Origin of the sequence: Psychrobacillus vulpis, assembly GCF_006861825.1 — a bacterium.
GTDB lineage: Bacteria > Bacillota > Bacilli > Bacillales_A > Planococcaceae > Psychrobacillus > Psychrobacillus vulpis.
Genome location: NZ_VDGI01000015.1, coordinates 15,407 through 31,228, shown reverse-complemented (window position 1 = coordinate 31,228; position 15,822 = coordinate 15,407). Strand labels below are relative to the sequence as shown.

Here is a 15,822-nt window from a genome sequence, read left to right as displayed (position 1 = left end):
ACCTCCTTCCCTTATTTACCAGAAAATAATAATTGAAGTGCTTTTTTCATGAAATCATCTGTTGTATGTAAAGAGTCATTTCCTTTTAATAATGGTCGTATTTTCGTTAACTCTCGCTCTGAGTAACCTAATGCAGTTAAAGCAAGCATTGCCTCTTCTAAATCATGATTTGCTTGACTATCTACAAATAAAGTTGGTTGGTCATTCTCAAACTCAAATTGTTCTATATCAAATAAATCGTGCAACTTTCCTTTCAGATCTAGAATCATTTGACGTGCTGTTTTCTTCCCGACTCCAGGGAATTTCACTAAAAATGTCTCATCTTCCCGCTCAATTGCTTGAATTACATGAGTAGGCTCTCCACTAGCTAATATGGCAAGTGCACCTTTCGGACCAATGCCTGAAACAAGAATAAGTTTTCTAAATAACTCACGTTGTGATAACTCCAGAAAGCCCATCAATTGTTGGGCATCTTCTCTTACATGAAAATGGGTATAAACTTGAACCAATTCTTCACTCTTTCGAAACGCAAATGGATTTGGTGTAAATAATTGATACCCAATTCCTTGTTGCTCTACTACAACATACTCTGGTGTAACGCGTGTAACTTGTCCTTTTATATAGTCATACATATACAATATCCCTCACAATCAACAGACCAATTATAGCATATTAAGAGAATCGAAAGCCCCCTATGACAACCCCGACGAGTAAACTGAGGAGACAACTCCTCAGCAGCAAGTAGAAATAGGCATTAATGAATGGCAAGGCGCTGTACTTCATCAATAAGAAAAAGCTCTTACGTCCCACTTAACACAAATTATTCTCTAAAAGCTATTTTGTGACAATTATTTTCTAAAGTCTAGACATCAAGAAAAAGGTCGCTCTCAACATGAGCGACCAACTCTAAGTCTAAACGTTTATAATTGACTTAAATTATAGCATAATTTCGGCCATTCTGTTAATGCTTTATTCGTATACGGGATTAACTGATCGATGAATTTCTGCTTTCTTTCTAAAGGTAAAGCATACGCGTATAACCATTCTCTATACAATTCATTTGGATACATTAATGCTTCTTTATGCTTTAATACTACCTTTTCCAATGATGGGAATTCACTTAATAAAAAATGGATATCATAGTCAATCGCAGGAAGGACACGGTGCATCCATAATATTTCCTCCATTTCTCGAGGTCCAACTACTGCTAAATCAAAGTCTATTATTTTATAAGCAGAATCATTGGATAAAAAATTATGATGTACGACATCTCCGTGCAAAATCGTAATATCTTTATTTTTAAATGATTGCATATTGTTCAGTGCTACTTCACCATATTGCAAAAGAATCATAGTTTCATTTATTCCTAAATAAAACTCTATGAAATATGAAATTTCTTTCATTTTCATACTACGATTTTGCCATTTTGAAATTAAATGAAATGGCTGGAGTAAACTGTGATCTTCCCAGTTAATCTTTCGATTTGTTTCATGTAAACGATTTAATAGAGTATATACTTCTTTACGATCTGATTCACTTCCATAGTCAACCGAATGCGTACCTTTAAACCAAGGCTGAATGATAAAATCATCTTGTGTTGATTCCACTACTGGTAAAACAAATGGCTTCTCAAGTTTTTCTAATTCATTGTGTATCAAGCGAATTTTTTCAGCTTGTTCTAATGTTGGATATTTTTTCACAGAAAAAATGCCATTTTCATTTTCCCATTTCCACACATTCTTTTTTATTTGCCGAATATAGTAACTCACTTTTTAAAAGTGTTGGTAAGGATATGGGGGACATGGATATACTGGTACGTAACATACGATGCATGGATAACCACCGTGTGGATGCATATGTGGGTGCATATGTGGGTGCATATGTGGGTGCATTTGTGGATGCATTTGTGAATGCATTGGATGGTGCATGTATGGGAATTGCTGACATGGATCACACGGATACATTTCTGGCATCATTGGAGATGGTTCTTCTACTTCCGGACTTACATACTGTGGAATAGGTTGCACTGGTGCTCTTGGCGATTCAGCCCTTTCACGATCCTCATTATGAATATTTATTTGAATCGATGTAGATTCCATCAATCTCCAACCTTGAGGTGATGGCGTCATGTCTAAATCTGGTACAGGCATTATATGAAAAGGCATTGTAAATGACGGCATCGGTTGCATTGGCGGTGATGGTTGCGGTGGTTGCACTTGCGGCATTGGTTGTGGCATTGGCATTGGTTGAGCTTTTGGCATAGTTTTCATCGGTTTAGATGGTTGAATAGGTGGAACTTGTGGCATCGGATGTTGTGGTTGAATTTTGACTTCCTCCTTTTTTACCATTTCCTTTTTAACTGGTCGATCCTCACTATACGGATGTCTCATGGACTCCATTTTTTTCGTTTCAGGAATAAATATTTTCATCCCTGGCACAATATACTCCGGATTTGCTAAATGTGCATTTAATTTTTTTAATTCCTCAAAGGAAACGTTATAGCTTCTCGATATTTTCCAAAGAGTGTCCCCTTTTTGTACAATATGGATGTGCACAGTCTTCCTCCTTCCTTCTCTTTAAAATATGTACCTCAATTTCAAATGTTACATGTTTTTAAAACAAACTAACTTCCTTCATGTTAAACTTATGATAAAGCAGTATGTAGTTATGCAAGTTTGGAGGGGTTATCGGTGAAAAAGTTAAAAGGTCAAGAGAGACGAGACTGGCTTATTTCTTATTTAATTGAACAGACACATCCTGTTACAGGAACAGAATTAGCAAAACTAGCAAATGTCAGTAGGCAAGTAATAGTAAACGATATAACGCTATTAAAAGCAAAAAACGCTCCTATTGTTTCGACTAGTCAAGGTTATTTGTTATTGCCGGATAAAGAACATAATTCTTATGCACAAAAACGTGTAGCTTGTAATCACCAATCAAAAGATTCTGAAGACGAATTACAAACACTTGTAGATGCAGGAGTCACTGTTGAGAACGTCTCAGTTGAGCACCCTGTTTACGGTGAAATCACTTCTTCAATAATGGTATCGAACCGTCACGATGTAGAAATGTTCTTAAAAAAAGTAAGGGAAACAGAAGCTTCTTTTCTATTGGAATTAACTTCCGGCATTCATCTTCATCTATTATCCGCACCAACTGAAGAAATATTAAATCGAGGAATTGAAGCTATTCGGCGTAAGGGGTACTTGGTGGAGGATTAAAAAATTTACTTCTATTGTATAATCAAAGGTTCTAATCATTCAATTATGCATCTTAGAAAATGGTGCTTCATTTTTATAAAAGAATGAAGTCTAATTAAGTGTGGAAAAAGCTACTCGCTTTCCGCGGACGAATCGCCAAGCCTCCTCCTCACAGCGCTGAGGGCACTGAAAAAGTGTCATTCAAATAAATTATCTATCAAATAGTCCTAAGAGTATTTAGCGCTTTGGCATTCGCTTTCCGCGGGCGAGCGACGAGCCTCCTCCTACGCTTCGCTTCGTGCGGGGTCTCGTCTGTCTCGCTTTCCCGCAGGAGTCTCATGCGTCGCGCTAAATTCTTTAAACTAAATACAGCAAATAGTTCCTATAAAAATAATTTTGAGTTTTTCAGTGGTCTCGCTTAGCTCGTGCGGGGTCTTGGACGCTCCGTTTTTCCGCAGGAGTATCGCAGCTTTTTCCTCTATGTATTAATCAATAAAGGTGTTTTTATGTGATAATGCCACATACTTAACAAAATGAACGCCATCAAAGCTAAAGAGGATTATATTTTTTTTATAAATTCCAATCAAAACTTATTGAGTCCGGAAAAGCTACTCACTTTCTGCGGACGAAACGCCAAGCCTTATTCTCCCTTCTCTGAGAGCATTGAAAAACTGTCTGTTATTAGAATAAATACTTTTTCATTTCTAGAAAATCGTTGATAATGGCGATACTCCTGCGGGAATAGCGTTAGTCGAAGACCCCGCAGCAAAGCGAGGAGGCTGAGGCAACGCCCGCGGAAAGGGAGGCCACTGAAAAACCAAAATTCAGAAAATAAAGTCACCACTTGAGAAGTATATTTGTATCAAAATTGGCATGACGTCCCCATAAACACCCTAAAAAGTGAAGGAATTATGGGATTTCGTTTTTATTTTTTGAAAAAAAGTGACTTTTTCAGTGGCCTCCGGAAAGGGAGCCGTTTCAACGATTTTCTTACATATTGGAATATTGGACAACCTCATCTGGTAGCGTCTAATTATATGTACTTCTTCATTTCTAGAAAATCGTTGAAGAAGGCGATACTCCTGCGGGAATAGCGTTAGTCGAAGACCCCGTAGCGAAGCGAGGAGGCTGAGGAAACGCCCGCGGAAAGGGAGCCATTTCAACGATTTTCTTATGTATTGGAGTATTGGACAACCTCATGTGGCAGCGTATAATTATAGGCAGTGCCCTTTGCTTCACTAGTGTAGGGGCTTTGACGCTACATTTACAAATCAATCAAGGCGTTATTACTCGGAATTAGAAGGAAAAATTAAAAAGGCTTCGGAAATGTTCAACATTCCAGAAACCTTCAGTGTTCAAACTGTAAACACCTTATCGAAAGATGCTTACTCTACATATTTAATTATATACTTTAGAAAATAGAGTTATGTACGATGAAGTACTAATGAGTAGATACGGGAGTCAACAGCGTAGATAAAACACTTTCCCCTCAGTCTGAAGCAATTTTCTTTTCGGTTTCATATGTATTATAAGAGCCAAGAGATTTTACTTCACATCCTAAAGCCTTTAACTCTTCCATAGCTCCAATCATCATTGGCATTTGTTCATCTTCCAAAACATCCATGACGAAAAAGTATTGCCCTAATCCAGTTTTTAAAGGTCGGGATTCGATTTTGCTTAAATTGAGCTGTCTCCAAGCAAAAACAGAAAGTACTTGATGTAATGCTCCCGATCGATCATCTTTTGGTAAAGTAATCATAACAGTAGTTTTTACTTGGCCGATATGGCCAGGCTTTTGAATACAATGATTGCTCCTAGAAAGTACAAAAAAGCGAGTATGGTTAAAATGGAAATCATGAATATTATGTTCTACTATAGTAAGTCCATATTCAATTGCCGCAGAGGAGTTTCCAATTGCCGCTATACAAGCTTTTTCATTTTCAGAAACAAATTTAGCTGCTGCTGCTGTTGAAGTAGATTGTTCCAGTGGAACTTTTCCAAATCGATAGTACAAATATTTATGACATTGAGCTAATGCATGGGGATGTGAATAGATTGACGTTATTTCTTCCCATTTTTTATGATTGTTTGGATGTACCATTAAATGTTGTTCAATAGGAGCCTGTATTTCTGCAATAACGGACACATCTACTTCATGGAATAAATAATCAATCGTTAAAGGCACGGTCCCTTCTAATGCATTTTCTAAAGGAACAACAGCAACATCTACTTTACCATTTGCAACTGCCTCTATACATTCTGGTATTGTTCGAATCGGGACAAGCAGTTCATCTTGAAATAGTGCTTTAGATGCTAAATGTGTAAAAGAGGCTTCCGGACCTAGATAAGCTACCTTTTGCGCTGACATATGTAATCCTCCTTATAAAGCACCTGAACTAATTACTTCAGCAGATTCTACAAAATCTAGTCGCTTCATTTCATTCACAAAATCATCTAATTCTTTCGTCATAGCAGTCACATCAAGAGATAATGTAACACTTGCTCTTCCTTGAATAGGAATTGTTTGATGAATTGTTAAAATATTTATAGTAGATTCAGCAACAAGTTGTAACAATCTAGCAAGGGTGCCTTCTCTGTCTTCAAGCTGTAAAAATACCGTCAATATTCTTTCCTGTACAATCGAATGGAAAGGAAAAACCGCATCACGATATTTATAAAAAGCACTCCTTGATAGATCAACTTCTTTTACTGCATCCCATATCGAAGATACTTTACCAGATTGGAGAAGATGCTTAGCTTCCAATGTTTTTTGCATTGCTTCGGTAAGTACATCCTCTCTTACTAAATAAAAGCGCTGGTGTGTAACATCCTTCATGCGGTCCCCTTCTTTCTCTACTCGATAAATTCAAATTCAAATTTTAACAATCGTACAATATCTCCATCTTTTGCACCGCGTTCACGTAATGCATCGTCGATTCCCATACCACGTAATTGTCTAGCAAAACGACGGATGGAATCCTCTCTGCTGAAATCGGTCATTTTAAACAATCTTTCTACCGAACCACCAGATAATACAAACGCACCGTCATCATCTCTAGAAATAATGAAGTCATCTTTTTTCGCCTCATGCTTATACATAACAGAAGTATCGGTTTCGTTATCCTCTAATTCTTCTAATGGGAATTCCGGAGCTACTTCTAATTGATCTGCAATAGCAAAAAGCAATCCTTGCAGCCCTTGACGTGAAATTGCCGAGATAGGGAAAATCTTTGTTTCCGCCCCAATTTTTTCTTTAAATGCTATCAAGTTTTCCTCTGCATCAGGCATGTCCATTTTGTTAGCAACGATAATTTGAGGTCTTTCCGTTAAACGAAGATTGTATTGTTTTAATTCCTCATTAATCGTTACATAATCCTCATATGGATCTCTTCCTTCCATACCCGACATGTCAATAACATGTACAATTACTCGTGTACGCTCAATATGACGTAAAAATTGATGTCCTAGCCCAACACCTTCATGAGCACCTTCAATAAGGCCTGGTAAATCTGCCATTGCAAAACTGCGATGATCTTCTGTTTCAACCATTCCAAGATTTGGAACAATCGTAGTAAAATGATATGCTGCAATTTTTGGTTTAGCTGCTGAAACTACAGATAATAACGTGGATTTACCAACACTTGGGAATCCTACTAAACCAACATCTGCCAATACTTTCAATTCTAATGCAATAGTAAACTCAAAACCAGGTTCCCCTTTTTCAGAAAGCTCTGGAGCAGGGTTGGCTGATGTAGCGAAGCGAGAGTTCCCTCTTCCTCCACGTCCACCTTTTGCAATAACTGCTTTTTGTCCATGCTCTACTAAATCCGCAATTACTTGTCCAGTTTCTTCATTAGATACAACAGTACCAGGTGGAACTTTGACATATAAATCTTCTGCATTTTTCCCATGCTGATTTTTGCTCATCCCGTGTTCTCCACGATCTGCTTTAAAATGACGTTTGTAACGAAAATCCATTAATGTACGAAGACCTTCATCTACAACAAAAATAACGTCTCCACCATTTCCGCCATCTCCACCAGCTGGACCACCGTTTGGTACGTATTTCTCACGACGGAATGCTACCATTCCATCTCCACCGTCTCCGCCTTTAACATAAATCTTGACGTGATCTACAAACATTTATTTCACTCCAATCTCTCACTTGCTATTAGTTTAAATTTTATTTGTGACTCGGTATTAACTTCTTTTTCCATCCGGAACAATCCATTAAACGTTTCCTCTATCCAAGTATAAGGAGACCAGTCTCCCTTTAAATCTACATGGATTTCCAAAGTTTCATTCGTAAGGATATGCACTTTTAATAGTTGTTCTTTGTACCCTCTAAATAGCGGATAAATCGATTGGATGAATCGTTCCAAATAATCTTTTAAAAGGACATCATATCGTTCAGCTCCTCTTTTCTGAAGAGAAGTTTGAATTTCTAATGTAACTTTATTGTATGTCCAACTGAACATCTGTAGCAATTCATTTGTGTTATATAAACCAGTGTTATTGACATCAAAAAACTGATTACACTTTAATGAGTACTTTCGAATAAGATTCTTCGCTTCATCAAGTCTACCCATATCTAAATTCATTTGGATTAAATGCATATTGTTTAAAAAATCATGCATCGAATGACGCAATATTTCATTTGCTGTAATTTTTTTAGGCTTCATTTTAGTATACACGCTCCGTAGTAGGCTATCCTTAATAAGTATAACAGGAATAGCATCTTTTTGCTGTGAAGTAAAGAGAACTTACTCGTTTTAATTTACTTTGTAACTAAAATGAAAAAAAGGACCGCATAAATGCAGTCCTTTAATTTCTTCATTAAGCTTCTTGAGCTACAGGATATACACTTACTTTTTTCTTGTCACGGCCGAAACGCTCAAAGCGTACTACACCGTCAACTTTCGCAAAAAGTGTGTCATCTCCACCACGTCCAACGTTTTCACCAGGGTGAATTTTAGTACCGCGTTGACGGTATAAAATAGATCCGCCTGATACGAATTGTCCGTCAGCACGTTTAGCGCCTAGACGTTTCGATTGAGAGTCACGACCGTTTTTAGTCGAACCTACTCCTTTTTTGGATGCGAAAAACTGAAGATCTAATCTTAACATATGTTCCACCTCCTACTTTTTGAAGGTTATTTGTATATACATTCCATAATCTTGCTCAATCGTTTGTAAAGATACAATCATCGCTTCTAAAATTAACTGTATATTAGCAGCTTTTTCAGAATCTGAAATGCTTGGCACTTCAACGTATAAATAGCCTCCGTTGCCTTTTTGCTCGATTATAGGAGTGATTTCCGTAAGTGCAATAACTGCATTGACTGCACCAAATGATACAGCGGAAGCACCTGCACAAACTAAATCTTTCCCATGTTCCGCAAAATTAGCATGTCCTTTCATTTCAAAAGAATGAATAAGACCTGATTGATCTCTCGTTACAGTCACTTTAATCATCTTATAAACTAATAGATTCTACTACTAATTTTGTGTATGGTTGACGGTGACCTTGTTTTTTACGGTAGTTCTTTTTCGCTTTGTATTTGAAAACGATGATTTTTTTAGCTTTGCCATTTTTTACAACTTTCGCTGTAACTTTAGCACCTTCCACGAATGGAGCACCAACTTTAACATCATCTCCACCTACGAATAAAACTTTGTCAAAAGTTACAACTTCATCAGCGTTTACATCTAATTTTTCAATGTAGATTTCTTGCCCTTGTTCAACTTTGATTTGTTTTCCACCAGTTTCAATAATTGCGTACATACTTGCACCTCCTCTTAGACTAAGACTCGCCTTCCAAAAGGTGATCCGATTACTCGAATGCTTATAACCTTTTCAGAGCGGTTGTAGCAACGGGTGCTGCTACAAACAATAACATTTGAATATTATCATATCCACAGAGTCGCGTCAAGAGTTTTTCGTAATATAGTCGAAAGCAAGCTTGTACTTCCGAAATCTCCAATAAGAATAGTTTTGTATCGATAAATATAAAAATATAATCGTGATGGATAGTGCCTTCGGAAAATAATATAAACTTGAACAAAAAACAATTACACTACAACATAAAGAAAAACCAACCAATTCTACATATTTATCTGGGATAAAAACGAACAAAGCTCGTCCTCCGTCTAGTGGATAAATAGGTAGTAGATTAAGAGATAAAATTATTAGTTGAGTAAGAAGTATAATTTCATTTTGCGGAAAATCAAATAATCTACTTATTCCTAACAATAATAATGTAAATAATGGTCCAGCTAATATAACAAAAAGCTGATGCATTTTATTTTTCCTCGAAAACTGCTCCATTTTAATTTCTCCACCGTATGGCAAGATTGTACATGAATTCACTTTTACACCAACAAGCTTTGCGGCAGTTAAATGTCCAAGTTCATGGAAAAGTAAGGATCCAAATACGATGGAGTAAATGGCAATTTCTCCGGATAAATAAAAGAAAAGAAAAAAAGGTATCATAATGGGATGTACTTTGAAAATCTTTTTATTCATGTAGAGCTGTTAGCCATTCAACAAGTTCTTCCGTCTCTAAATTTTCTCCGTCTTTTTCCACTTTAATATAGAGTAAATCATTTTTAACAGATGCAAAAATGTCCCCAGTATTTATCGTCGTATAAGGCAATTGCTGGAAATCTTCTACAAATCCATAAGTAGCTGTCTCCCCAGAATCATAGAGAATAGAGAGGGTTTTCCCCGTTTGTCTCGTATACCCAGTAAAAATGATGAGACCATTATCGGAAGCATGTAGATTTTGTGACTCATCAATGGACAATAAAGCTCCATCAGCAAAAGGCTGAATCGATTTATACTCGAGTAAAGGTGGTGTGATTGGTGCACTAACATTGATTAATTCATCTGAATTATTCACCCATGCTACCACTTTTTGATAAACTTCTGATGGCTTTTGTGGCGCAAGGAGTGATTCAGCATAATTAGTAGATAAGACATCATTATTTTCTAATCTATCTAACATATAAAATAACAATACAAATGCAAATGCAAGAAACCATTTCTTTTTTGACAGCATAAACATTCCCCCTATTAGGAATGTATGACAGCATGGACAATTTCATGAAGAAAAAAATAAACCGACTCCTAAACTTCTTGGAGTCGGTTTTTACACTTTTACTAACTACTTTGCAAATAAGGACTTAATTTTAGACATAACACCCTTTTTCGGATTGTCCATAGACATGAGTGGTACGGACTCTCCTAAAATACGGCGAGCAATATTGCGGTAACCAAGAGCTGCTCTGTTGGACGGATCCATAACGACAGGCTCTCCTTTATTAGAAGAAGTAATGACGTTTTCATCGTCTGCAATAATTCCTAATAAATCGATCGACAAATGCGTCGTTATTTCATTTATATCAAGCGCTTCCCCTTTATTCATTAGATGTTGGCGAATACGATTAATAATAAGTTTCGGAGGCGCAATGGACTCCTCTTGCTCCAATAAGCCAATAATTCTATCAGCATCACGAACTGCAGAAATTTCTGGAGTTGTCACAACAATTGCTTTGTCAGCACCAGCTATTGCATTTTTGTATCCTTGCTCAATACCAGCAGGACAATCAATTAATACATAATCATAATCACGTTTCAATTCTGAAACCAATTCTTTCATTTGCTCTGGATTTACAGCATTTTTATCTGTTGTTTGAGCAGCAGGTAATAAGTATAATTTATCTTCAAAACGCTTATCTTTCACTAGCGCTTGATGAATTTTACAACGACCCTCTATTACATCTACTAAATCATAAATAATTCTATTTTCAAGACCAAGAACGACGTCTAAATTTCTTAAACCAATATCTGTATCCAATAAACAAACTTTCTTCCCTTGAAGAGCCAATGCAGTTCCAAGGTTTGCAGTTGTAGTCGTTTTACCGACCCCACCTTTCCCTGAAGTTATTACGATTGCTTCTCCCACATTAGCTTCCTCCTTTAAATGTTGATAGATTCGGGCGTATTAATCGAAGTTCTTGCAAACGATCAATTGCGATAAATCCATTTGTATGTAAGTAGGCACATTCCATTTCTGGATGCTCTGATAGAACACTTAACTCATCTGTCATTGTTTCTACAACATTATCAATAATAAGGTGAGTTGCTTCTAACCACGAAGCTGCAATTACTGCATCTCTTTTGCCATTCGCTCCAGCATGTGCTATCCCTTTTAAGCGACCTAGCACAAACACATTCCCTCCTGCAACCACTCGACCATTCGGATTAACATCTCCGATAACTACTAGGTCACCAACTGCAGTTACAACTTGTCCCGATCGAATAATACCTACATACGTTTCAGACTGGTTTTCTAGTAATCTCTTATTACATTCTTCCACAGTCATTACTTCACTCTGAATCTTCGTTACACGAAGATGCTCTGTTTGTTGTACACAGTTAATAATTTCTTTTGCTTGTTCATCGTTACAATAACGATATCCTAGATGTAAAAGTACTTCTGCTTGACCTTCAAAACCTTCGTCAGAAACCTTTTTTGTTAACTCTTCTAAAAGCTCTGCATATGAACACTGATCGTCTAGGCGTAATACAAGGCCCTCTTTCGTTCCTTTTATAGATATTAACTGCTTTTTCGTCAATCAAGTCACCTCAGGTCCACTGTTTAAACGAAAGCACTATTTTTGAAGCAGTAATGCTTTTTGTTTAAACCGATTTAGAAGAATATATTTAAATCCCCATCCGAACATCAAAATAAACACTAAATTTGCTATCATCGTTGGAATGAGATTAAACTGAAAAAATTCTGTATATGTCATGCTTTTTATACCAATAAAAGTATAAAATAAAAACAATAATAACTCTACTAAAGCTACTAAAACAAGTGTTAATATCGTAGCTACTAGCAAATGTTGATGTATATATTTAGCGATTAAACTCGCCACTAAACACATTAGCGGATAAATAAAAGAATATAATCCAATAATATCAATGAAAAACACATCATACAAGAGTCCAAATATCAATCCATATAGCATTGCACGTTTTCGATCATAGTATATGGAAACGAATATTAAATACATGATTAAAAAACGAGGGACTAAAACATAGAAATCCCCTTGCAGTTCGATTGGCGAAAAAAGTCCAAAAATCGGTTCCATATAAAATAATAGAACCGAAATAATAATTACTAGAAAACGAATCATGAACCGTCCCCTGCACCTTCTGTTAAATCGCTCTCCGTATTATTACCATCCGTACCATCTATCGGTGATATTGATCGTTTCGAAATAATTACGTGGTCTAAAATGGAGAAGCTAGCTGCTGGTTTCACATATGCAAGCTTTGTCAACCCATGATCATCCGTAGTCACTTCGGAAACTTCACCTATTAAAATACCTTTTGGAAATATTCCACCTAAGCCGGATGTGGTAACTTTTTGCCCTTTTTTCACTTCGAAGTCAGAATCAATTCTTTTTAAAATTAATTCTTTTCGCTGTTCATCATAACCTTCTATTAATCCAAACACTTCCTCTTTATCTGCAATTACTGCTGATACTCGGTAATTAGGATTTTGTGTAGACAAAAGCTCTACTGTAGAAGTATACGGTGTTGTTAAAATGACTTTTCCTATTAAACCTTGTGAAGTCATCACTGCCATATTTACTTCTACACCATGTATTTCGCCTTTATCAATAATGATTTTTTCTTCCCATTGATCAGGATTCCGTGCAATTACAGTTGATTGGATCGGATTGAAGGCCCGAAGGTTTTCTTCTTTATCTACTATTTTTCTTAACTCTTTGTTCTCTATTTCCAAGTCATTTACATTTGCTTGTAAGGAAGCATAATCCTCTAATCTTGCTTTCAATCGTTTATTTTCATCATATGTATTTAGTAAAGATTCAACATTATTAAAAACACCAGTTACATACTGAGTCGGTTTGGAAAAAAACGATTGTCCAAAACCGACCACATCTTTAATAAGTTGCTCAGGAACAGATGCATGATTTCGATCTCGCAAAGAAAAGCTGATGAGTGCCACAAGAAATATAATCCCTACAAGCAGCAATATTAATCGCTTATTCGAAAAAAATTGTGGCATAACTCACTTCCCCTTAATGTCTAGTTTGTTGACGTTTTAATAAATTCATATGATCTAAAGCTTTCCCAGTACCAAAAGCTACACTATCTAACGGATTCTCTGCAATGAATACTGGCATATTTGTTTGATGGCTTATGACTTTGTCTAAATTTTTCAGTAGTGCTCCTCCACCTGTAAGCATAATACCACGCTCCATTACATCAGCCGATAATTCTGGAGGAGTTTGTTCTAAAGTTTTTTTCACGCCATCAATAATGGCAGAAATAGACTCACGGAGAGCATTTGCAATTTCTTTTGAAGAAATCTCTATTGTTTTTGGTAATCCCGTAACTAAATCACGCCCACGGATGTCCATCGAATCTTCCGCATCCAATACTCTCGCTGACCCAATTTCCATTTTAATGGATTCAGCAGTACGCTCACCAATAGTCAAATTATAAGTTTTACGAACATAGCTAGTAATTGCTTGATCCATGGCATCGCCACCTACTCGAACAGACTCACTTGTTACAATACCACCAAGCGAGATAACAGCCACTTCTGTTGTTCCACCACCTATATCAACGACCATACTTCCAGTAGGTTCCCATACAGGCAAATTAGCACCTATTGCAGCCGCAAATGGCTCTTCAATTGTTACTGCATCACGAGCTCCAGCTTGTTTTGCTGCATCGATAACAGCACGCTGTTCTACTGATGTAATACCAAATGGTACACAAATCATTACATTTGGTTTACTCCATGACATCCCAGCAGCTTTCATAGCGTTTTTTAAATAATATTCAATCATAGCGGATGTCGTATCAAAATCCGCAATAACTCCATCTTTCATCGGACGAATTGCTACTATAGAACCAGGTGTACGTCCAATCATATTTTTCGCATCGTTACCTACAGCAACAATGGATCCGTTTTGTACATTTTTTGCTACAACGGAAGGTTCTCTTAGTACAATTCCCTTCCCTTTAATAAAAACAAGTGTATTCGCTGTTCCTAAATCGATTCCTACATCTCTTGATCCAAATCCAAACACTATTTTTTACTCCCTTTCTATCTTACGCAAGTTTCACTTAGTTGTTTTAAAGTCATAACTCTCATTATAACGGATAGAAAGCAAAATGCACAGTGTCACATGTACCCCTTTTCTTTTAAACTAATAAATTGATGATCTCCAATGATGACATGATCAAGAATTTCGATCCCCATTAAGTGTCCTGCTTCTAATAATCTTTTCGTTACATCTATGTCTTCGGAGGAAGGTGTTGGGTTACCGGATGGATGATTATGGGCACAAATAATAGAAGCTGCTGAACGTTTCACAGCTTCTCGGAATATTTCTCGAGGATGGACTATGGATGCATTAAGCGAACCAATGAAGATAGTTTGTTTATGGAGTATTTGGTTCTTAACGTTCAAAAAAAGAACAACGAAATGTTCTTGTTTCAATGAGGTCATGTCTGGCATTAAGTAGCTAGCTGCATCCTTTGGTGAACGAATCGTGAATTTTTCTTCTGTATTTTGCTGGGATACTCTTCTTCCTAACTCGACTGCAGCCAGAAGTTGAACTGCTTTTGCTTCTCCTATACCTTTCACCGACATAATTTCTTCTAATGTTGCATTTTTTAGTTCTTGAATATGTTCAAAAAAATGGAGTACACGATTTGCTAGATGAAGAACAGACTCTTGCTTCGTTCCTGTACGAAGCAAGATGGCTATTAGTTCCTGATTAGATAAACTTTCAGCACCTTGTCTGATCAATCTTTCCCGAGGACGGTCTGCAGTATGGACATCGCGAATCATTAAGGAGGGAGGTGAATTTAAGGTCATTTAGTTAACTCCTTGTCGAATTCTATTAACTCAAGCTTCAACAAAGTTTGAAATAAACGACTAATAGGCAAACCTACTACATTATTGTAATCTCCTTGAATCTTTTCAACGAAGAGTCCCCCCATCGTTTGAATTCCATATCCACCTGCTTTATCTAATGGATCTCCTGATTGGACATAAGCATCAATTTGCTCATCTGTAAGGTCATAAAACTTTACTAGCGTAGATTCCGCAAATGCTATGCTTACATTAGCACCTAAAATAGAAACACCAGTAATTACTTGATGTGTGTTACCAGATAATTTTTTCATAAATTCTTTTGCTTGAAGTTTATCTGATGGTTTAGTTAGTAACTCTTCATTGATTCTCACAGTTGTATCTGCACCAATTACTACTGCATCTGGATTTTTTTCTGCAATCACGATTGCTTTATTATGCGCAATTTTTATCGCCATTTCTTCTGGAGTATAAACTCCATCTAATGTTTCAACGATTCCAGATGGTTGTACTTCAAATGGAATCCCTAATATACTAAATAATTCTTTTCTTCTTGGTGATTCAGTTGCTAAAATTATGTTTTTGTTCGCTATGAGTTTCATGTATATTCCCCCTTTACAATAGAATACAAAAGAATTGTAAAAATGGAAATTGTCATAAAAACCGCATAATTGTATTTTGGCTTAATAAAAGCC

20 protein-coding genes and 1 other annotated feature are annotated in these 15,822 nt (G+C 36.6%); of the genes, 1 reads left to right on the top strand and 19 read right to left on the bottom strand.

Features of this window, described 5'->3' with window-relative positions:
• Window positions 1-11 precede the first annotated feature (11 nt).
• The 3 genes from ruvA to FG384_RS20325 form a co-directional block, all read right to left on the bottom strand.
• The gene (gene ruvA / locus FG384_RS13455; protein ID WP_142643126.1) at window positions 12-632 is read right to left on the bottom strand and encodes a Holliday junction branch migration protein RuvA; all 621 of its coding nucleotides are present in this window, start codon (window positions 630-632) and stop codon (window positions 12-14) included.
• A gap of 288 nt (window positions 633-920) precedes the next feature.
• Window positions 921-1,736 carry a phosphotransferase gene (locus tag FG384_RS13450; protein ID WP_276612768.1) on the bottom strand — a complete coding sequence of 272 codons (816 nt, stop codon included), beginning with the start codon at window positions 1,734-1,736 and terminating at the stop codon, window positions 921-923.
• Window positions 1,737-1,772: 36 nt separating this feature from the next.
• A complete protein-coding gene (locus FG384_RS20325) occupies window positions 1,773-2,555 on the bottom strand; it encodes a LysM peptidoglycan-binding domain-containing protein (RefSeq protein ID WP_205961803.1) in 783 nt (260 codons plus the stop codon).
• 135 nt (window positions 2,556-2,690) lie between these two features.
• On the opposite strand from FG384_RS20325, the gene FG384_RS13440 reads away from it, so the two are divergent.
• The gene (locus tag FG384_RS13440) at window positions 2,691-3,221 is read left to right on the top strand and encodes a transcription repressor NadR (protein WP_142643124.1); all 531 of its coding nucleotides are present in this window, start codon (window positions 2,691-2,693) and stop codon (window positions 3,219-3,221) included.
• A gap of 1,468 nt (window positions 3,222-4,689) precedes the next feature.
• Here FG384_RS13440 and pheA read toward each other — a convergent pair.
• From pheA to FG384_RS13360, 16 genes are all read right to left on the bottom strand, one after another.
• Window positions 4,690-5,568: a prephenate dehydratase gene (gene pheA / locus FG384_RS13435; protein ID WP_142643123.1), complete on the bottom strand. Its 879-nt coding sequence runs from the start codon at window positions 5,566-5,568 to the stop codon at window positions 4,690-4,692.
• A 12-nt stretch (window positions 5,569-5,580) separates the two neighbouring features.
• Window positions 5,581-6,036: an ACT domain-containing protein gene (locus FG384_RS13430; RefSeq protein WP_142643122.1), complete on the bottom strand. Its 456-nt coding sequence runs from the start codon at window positions 6,034-6,036 to the stop codon at window positions 5,581-5,583.
• A gap of 17 nt (window positions 6,037-6,053) precedes the next feature.
• The gene (gene obgE / locus FG384_RS13425) at window positions 6,054-7,343 is read right to left on the bottom strand and encodes a GTPase ObgE (RefSeq protein ID WP_142643121.1); all 1,290 of its coding nucleotides are present in this window, start codon (window positions 7,341-7,343) and stop codon (window positions 6,054-6,056) included.
• Between the two features lie 5 nt (window positions 7,344-7,348).
• Complete coding sequence (locus FG384_RS13420) at window positions 7,349-7,882, bottom strand: Spo0B domain-containing protein (RefSeq protein WP_142643120.1); 534 nt, start codon at window positions 7,880-7,882, stop codon at window positions 7,349-7,351.
• A gap of 154 nt (window positions 7,883-8,036) precedes the next feature.
• Window positions 8,037-8,327, bottom strand: coding sequence for a 50S ribosomal protein L27 (gene rpmA, locus FG384_RS13415; protein ID WP_142643119.1), 291 nt, complete (start codon window positions 8,325-8,327; stop codon window positions 8,037-8,039).
• A gap of 12 nt (window positions 8,328-8,339) precedes the next feature.
• Window positions 8,340-8,675 (bottom strand): ribosomal-processing cysteine protease Prp, encoded by a 336-nt coding sequence (locus tag FG384_RS13410; RefSeq protein WP_142643118.1) that lies wholly within the window; start codon window positions 8,673-8,675, stop codon window positions 8,340-8,342.
• Between the two features lies 1 nt (window position 8,676).
• On the bottom strand, window positions 8,677-8,985 hold the full coding sequence (rplU, locus tag FG384_RS13405; RefSeq protein ID WP_142643117.1) for a 50S ribosomal protein L21: 309 nt from the start codon (window positions 8,983-8,985) through the stop codon (window positions 8,677-8,679).
• 12 nt (window positions 8,986-8,997) lie between these two features.
• Window positions 8,998-9,078, bottom strand: a sequence feature (ribosomal protein L21 leader region).
• Window positions 9,079-9,129: 51 nt separating this feature from the next.
• Window positions 9,130-9,693 (bottom strand): metalloprotease, encoded by a 564-nt coding sequence (locus FG384_RS13400; RefSeq protein WP_205961802.1) that lies wholly within the window; start codon window positions 9,691-9,693, stop codon window positions 9,130-9,132.
• Window positions 9,694-9,718: 25 nt separating this feature from the next.
• Window positions 9,719-10,261, bottom strand: coding sequence for a hypothetical protein (locus FG384_RS13395; protein WP_142643115.1), 543 nt, complete (start codon window positions 10,259-10,261; stop codon window positions 9,719-9,721).
• 105 nt (window positions 10,262-10,366) lie between these two features.
• Window positions 10,367-11,167, bottom strand: coding sequence for a septum site-determining protein MinD (gene minD / locus FG384_RS13390; protein WP_142643114.1), 801 nt, complete (start codon window positions 11,165-11,167; stop codon window positions 10,367-10,369).
• A gap of 1 nt (window position 11,168) precedes the next feature.
• On the bottom strand, window positions 11,169-11,840 hold the full coding sequence (minC, locus tag FG384_RS13385) for a septum site-determining protein MinC (RefSeq protein ID WP_142643113.1): 672 nt from the start codon (window positions 11,838-11,840) through the stop codon (window positions 11,169-11,171).
• A 36-nt stretch (window positions 11,841-11,876) separates the two neighbouring features.
• Complete coding sequence (gene mreD, locus FG384_RS13380) at window positions 11,877-12,404, bottom strand: rod shape-determining protein MreD (RefSeq protein WP_142643112.1); 528 nt, start codon at window positions 12,402-12,404, stop codon at window positions 11,877-11,879.
• Window positions 12,401-13,303: a rod shape-determining protein MreC gene (gene mreC / locus FG384_RS13375; protein WP_142643111.1), complete on the bottom strand. Its 903-nt coding sequence runs from the start codon at window positions 13,301-13,303 to the stop codon at window positions 12,401-12,403. Before mreC ends, mreD begins: the two co-directional genes overlap by 4 nt.
• Window positions 13,304-13,316: 13 nt before the next feature.
• A complete protein-coding gene (locus tag FG384_RS13370; RefSeq protein WP_142643110.1) occupies window positions 13,317-14,336 on the bottom strand; it encodes a rod shape-determining protein in 1,020 nt (339 codons plus the stop codon).
• A 95-nt stretch (window positions 14,337-14,431) separates the two neighbouring features.
• On the bottom strand, window positions 14,432-15,130 hold the full coding sequence (radC, locus tag FG384_RS13365; protein ID WP_142643109.1) for a RadC family protein: 699 nt from the start codon (window positions 15,128-15,130) through the stop codon (window positions 14,432-14,434).
• Window positions 15,127-15,729 (bottom strand): Maf family protein, encoded by a 603-nt coding sequence (locus FG384_RS13360; RefSeq protein WP_142643108.1) that lies wholly within the window; start codon window positions 15,727-15,729, stop codon window positions 15,127-15,129. The genes radC and FG384_RS13360 overlap by 4 nt, the downstream gene beginning before the upstream one ends.
• Between the last annotated feature and the right edge of the window lie 93 nt (window positions 15,730-15,822).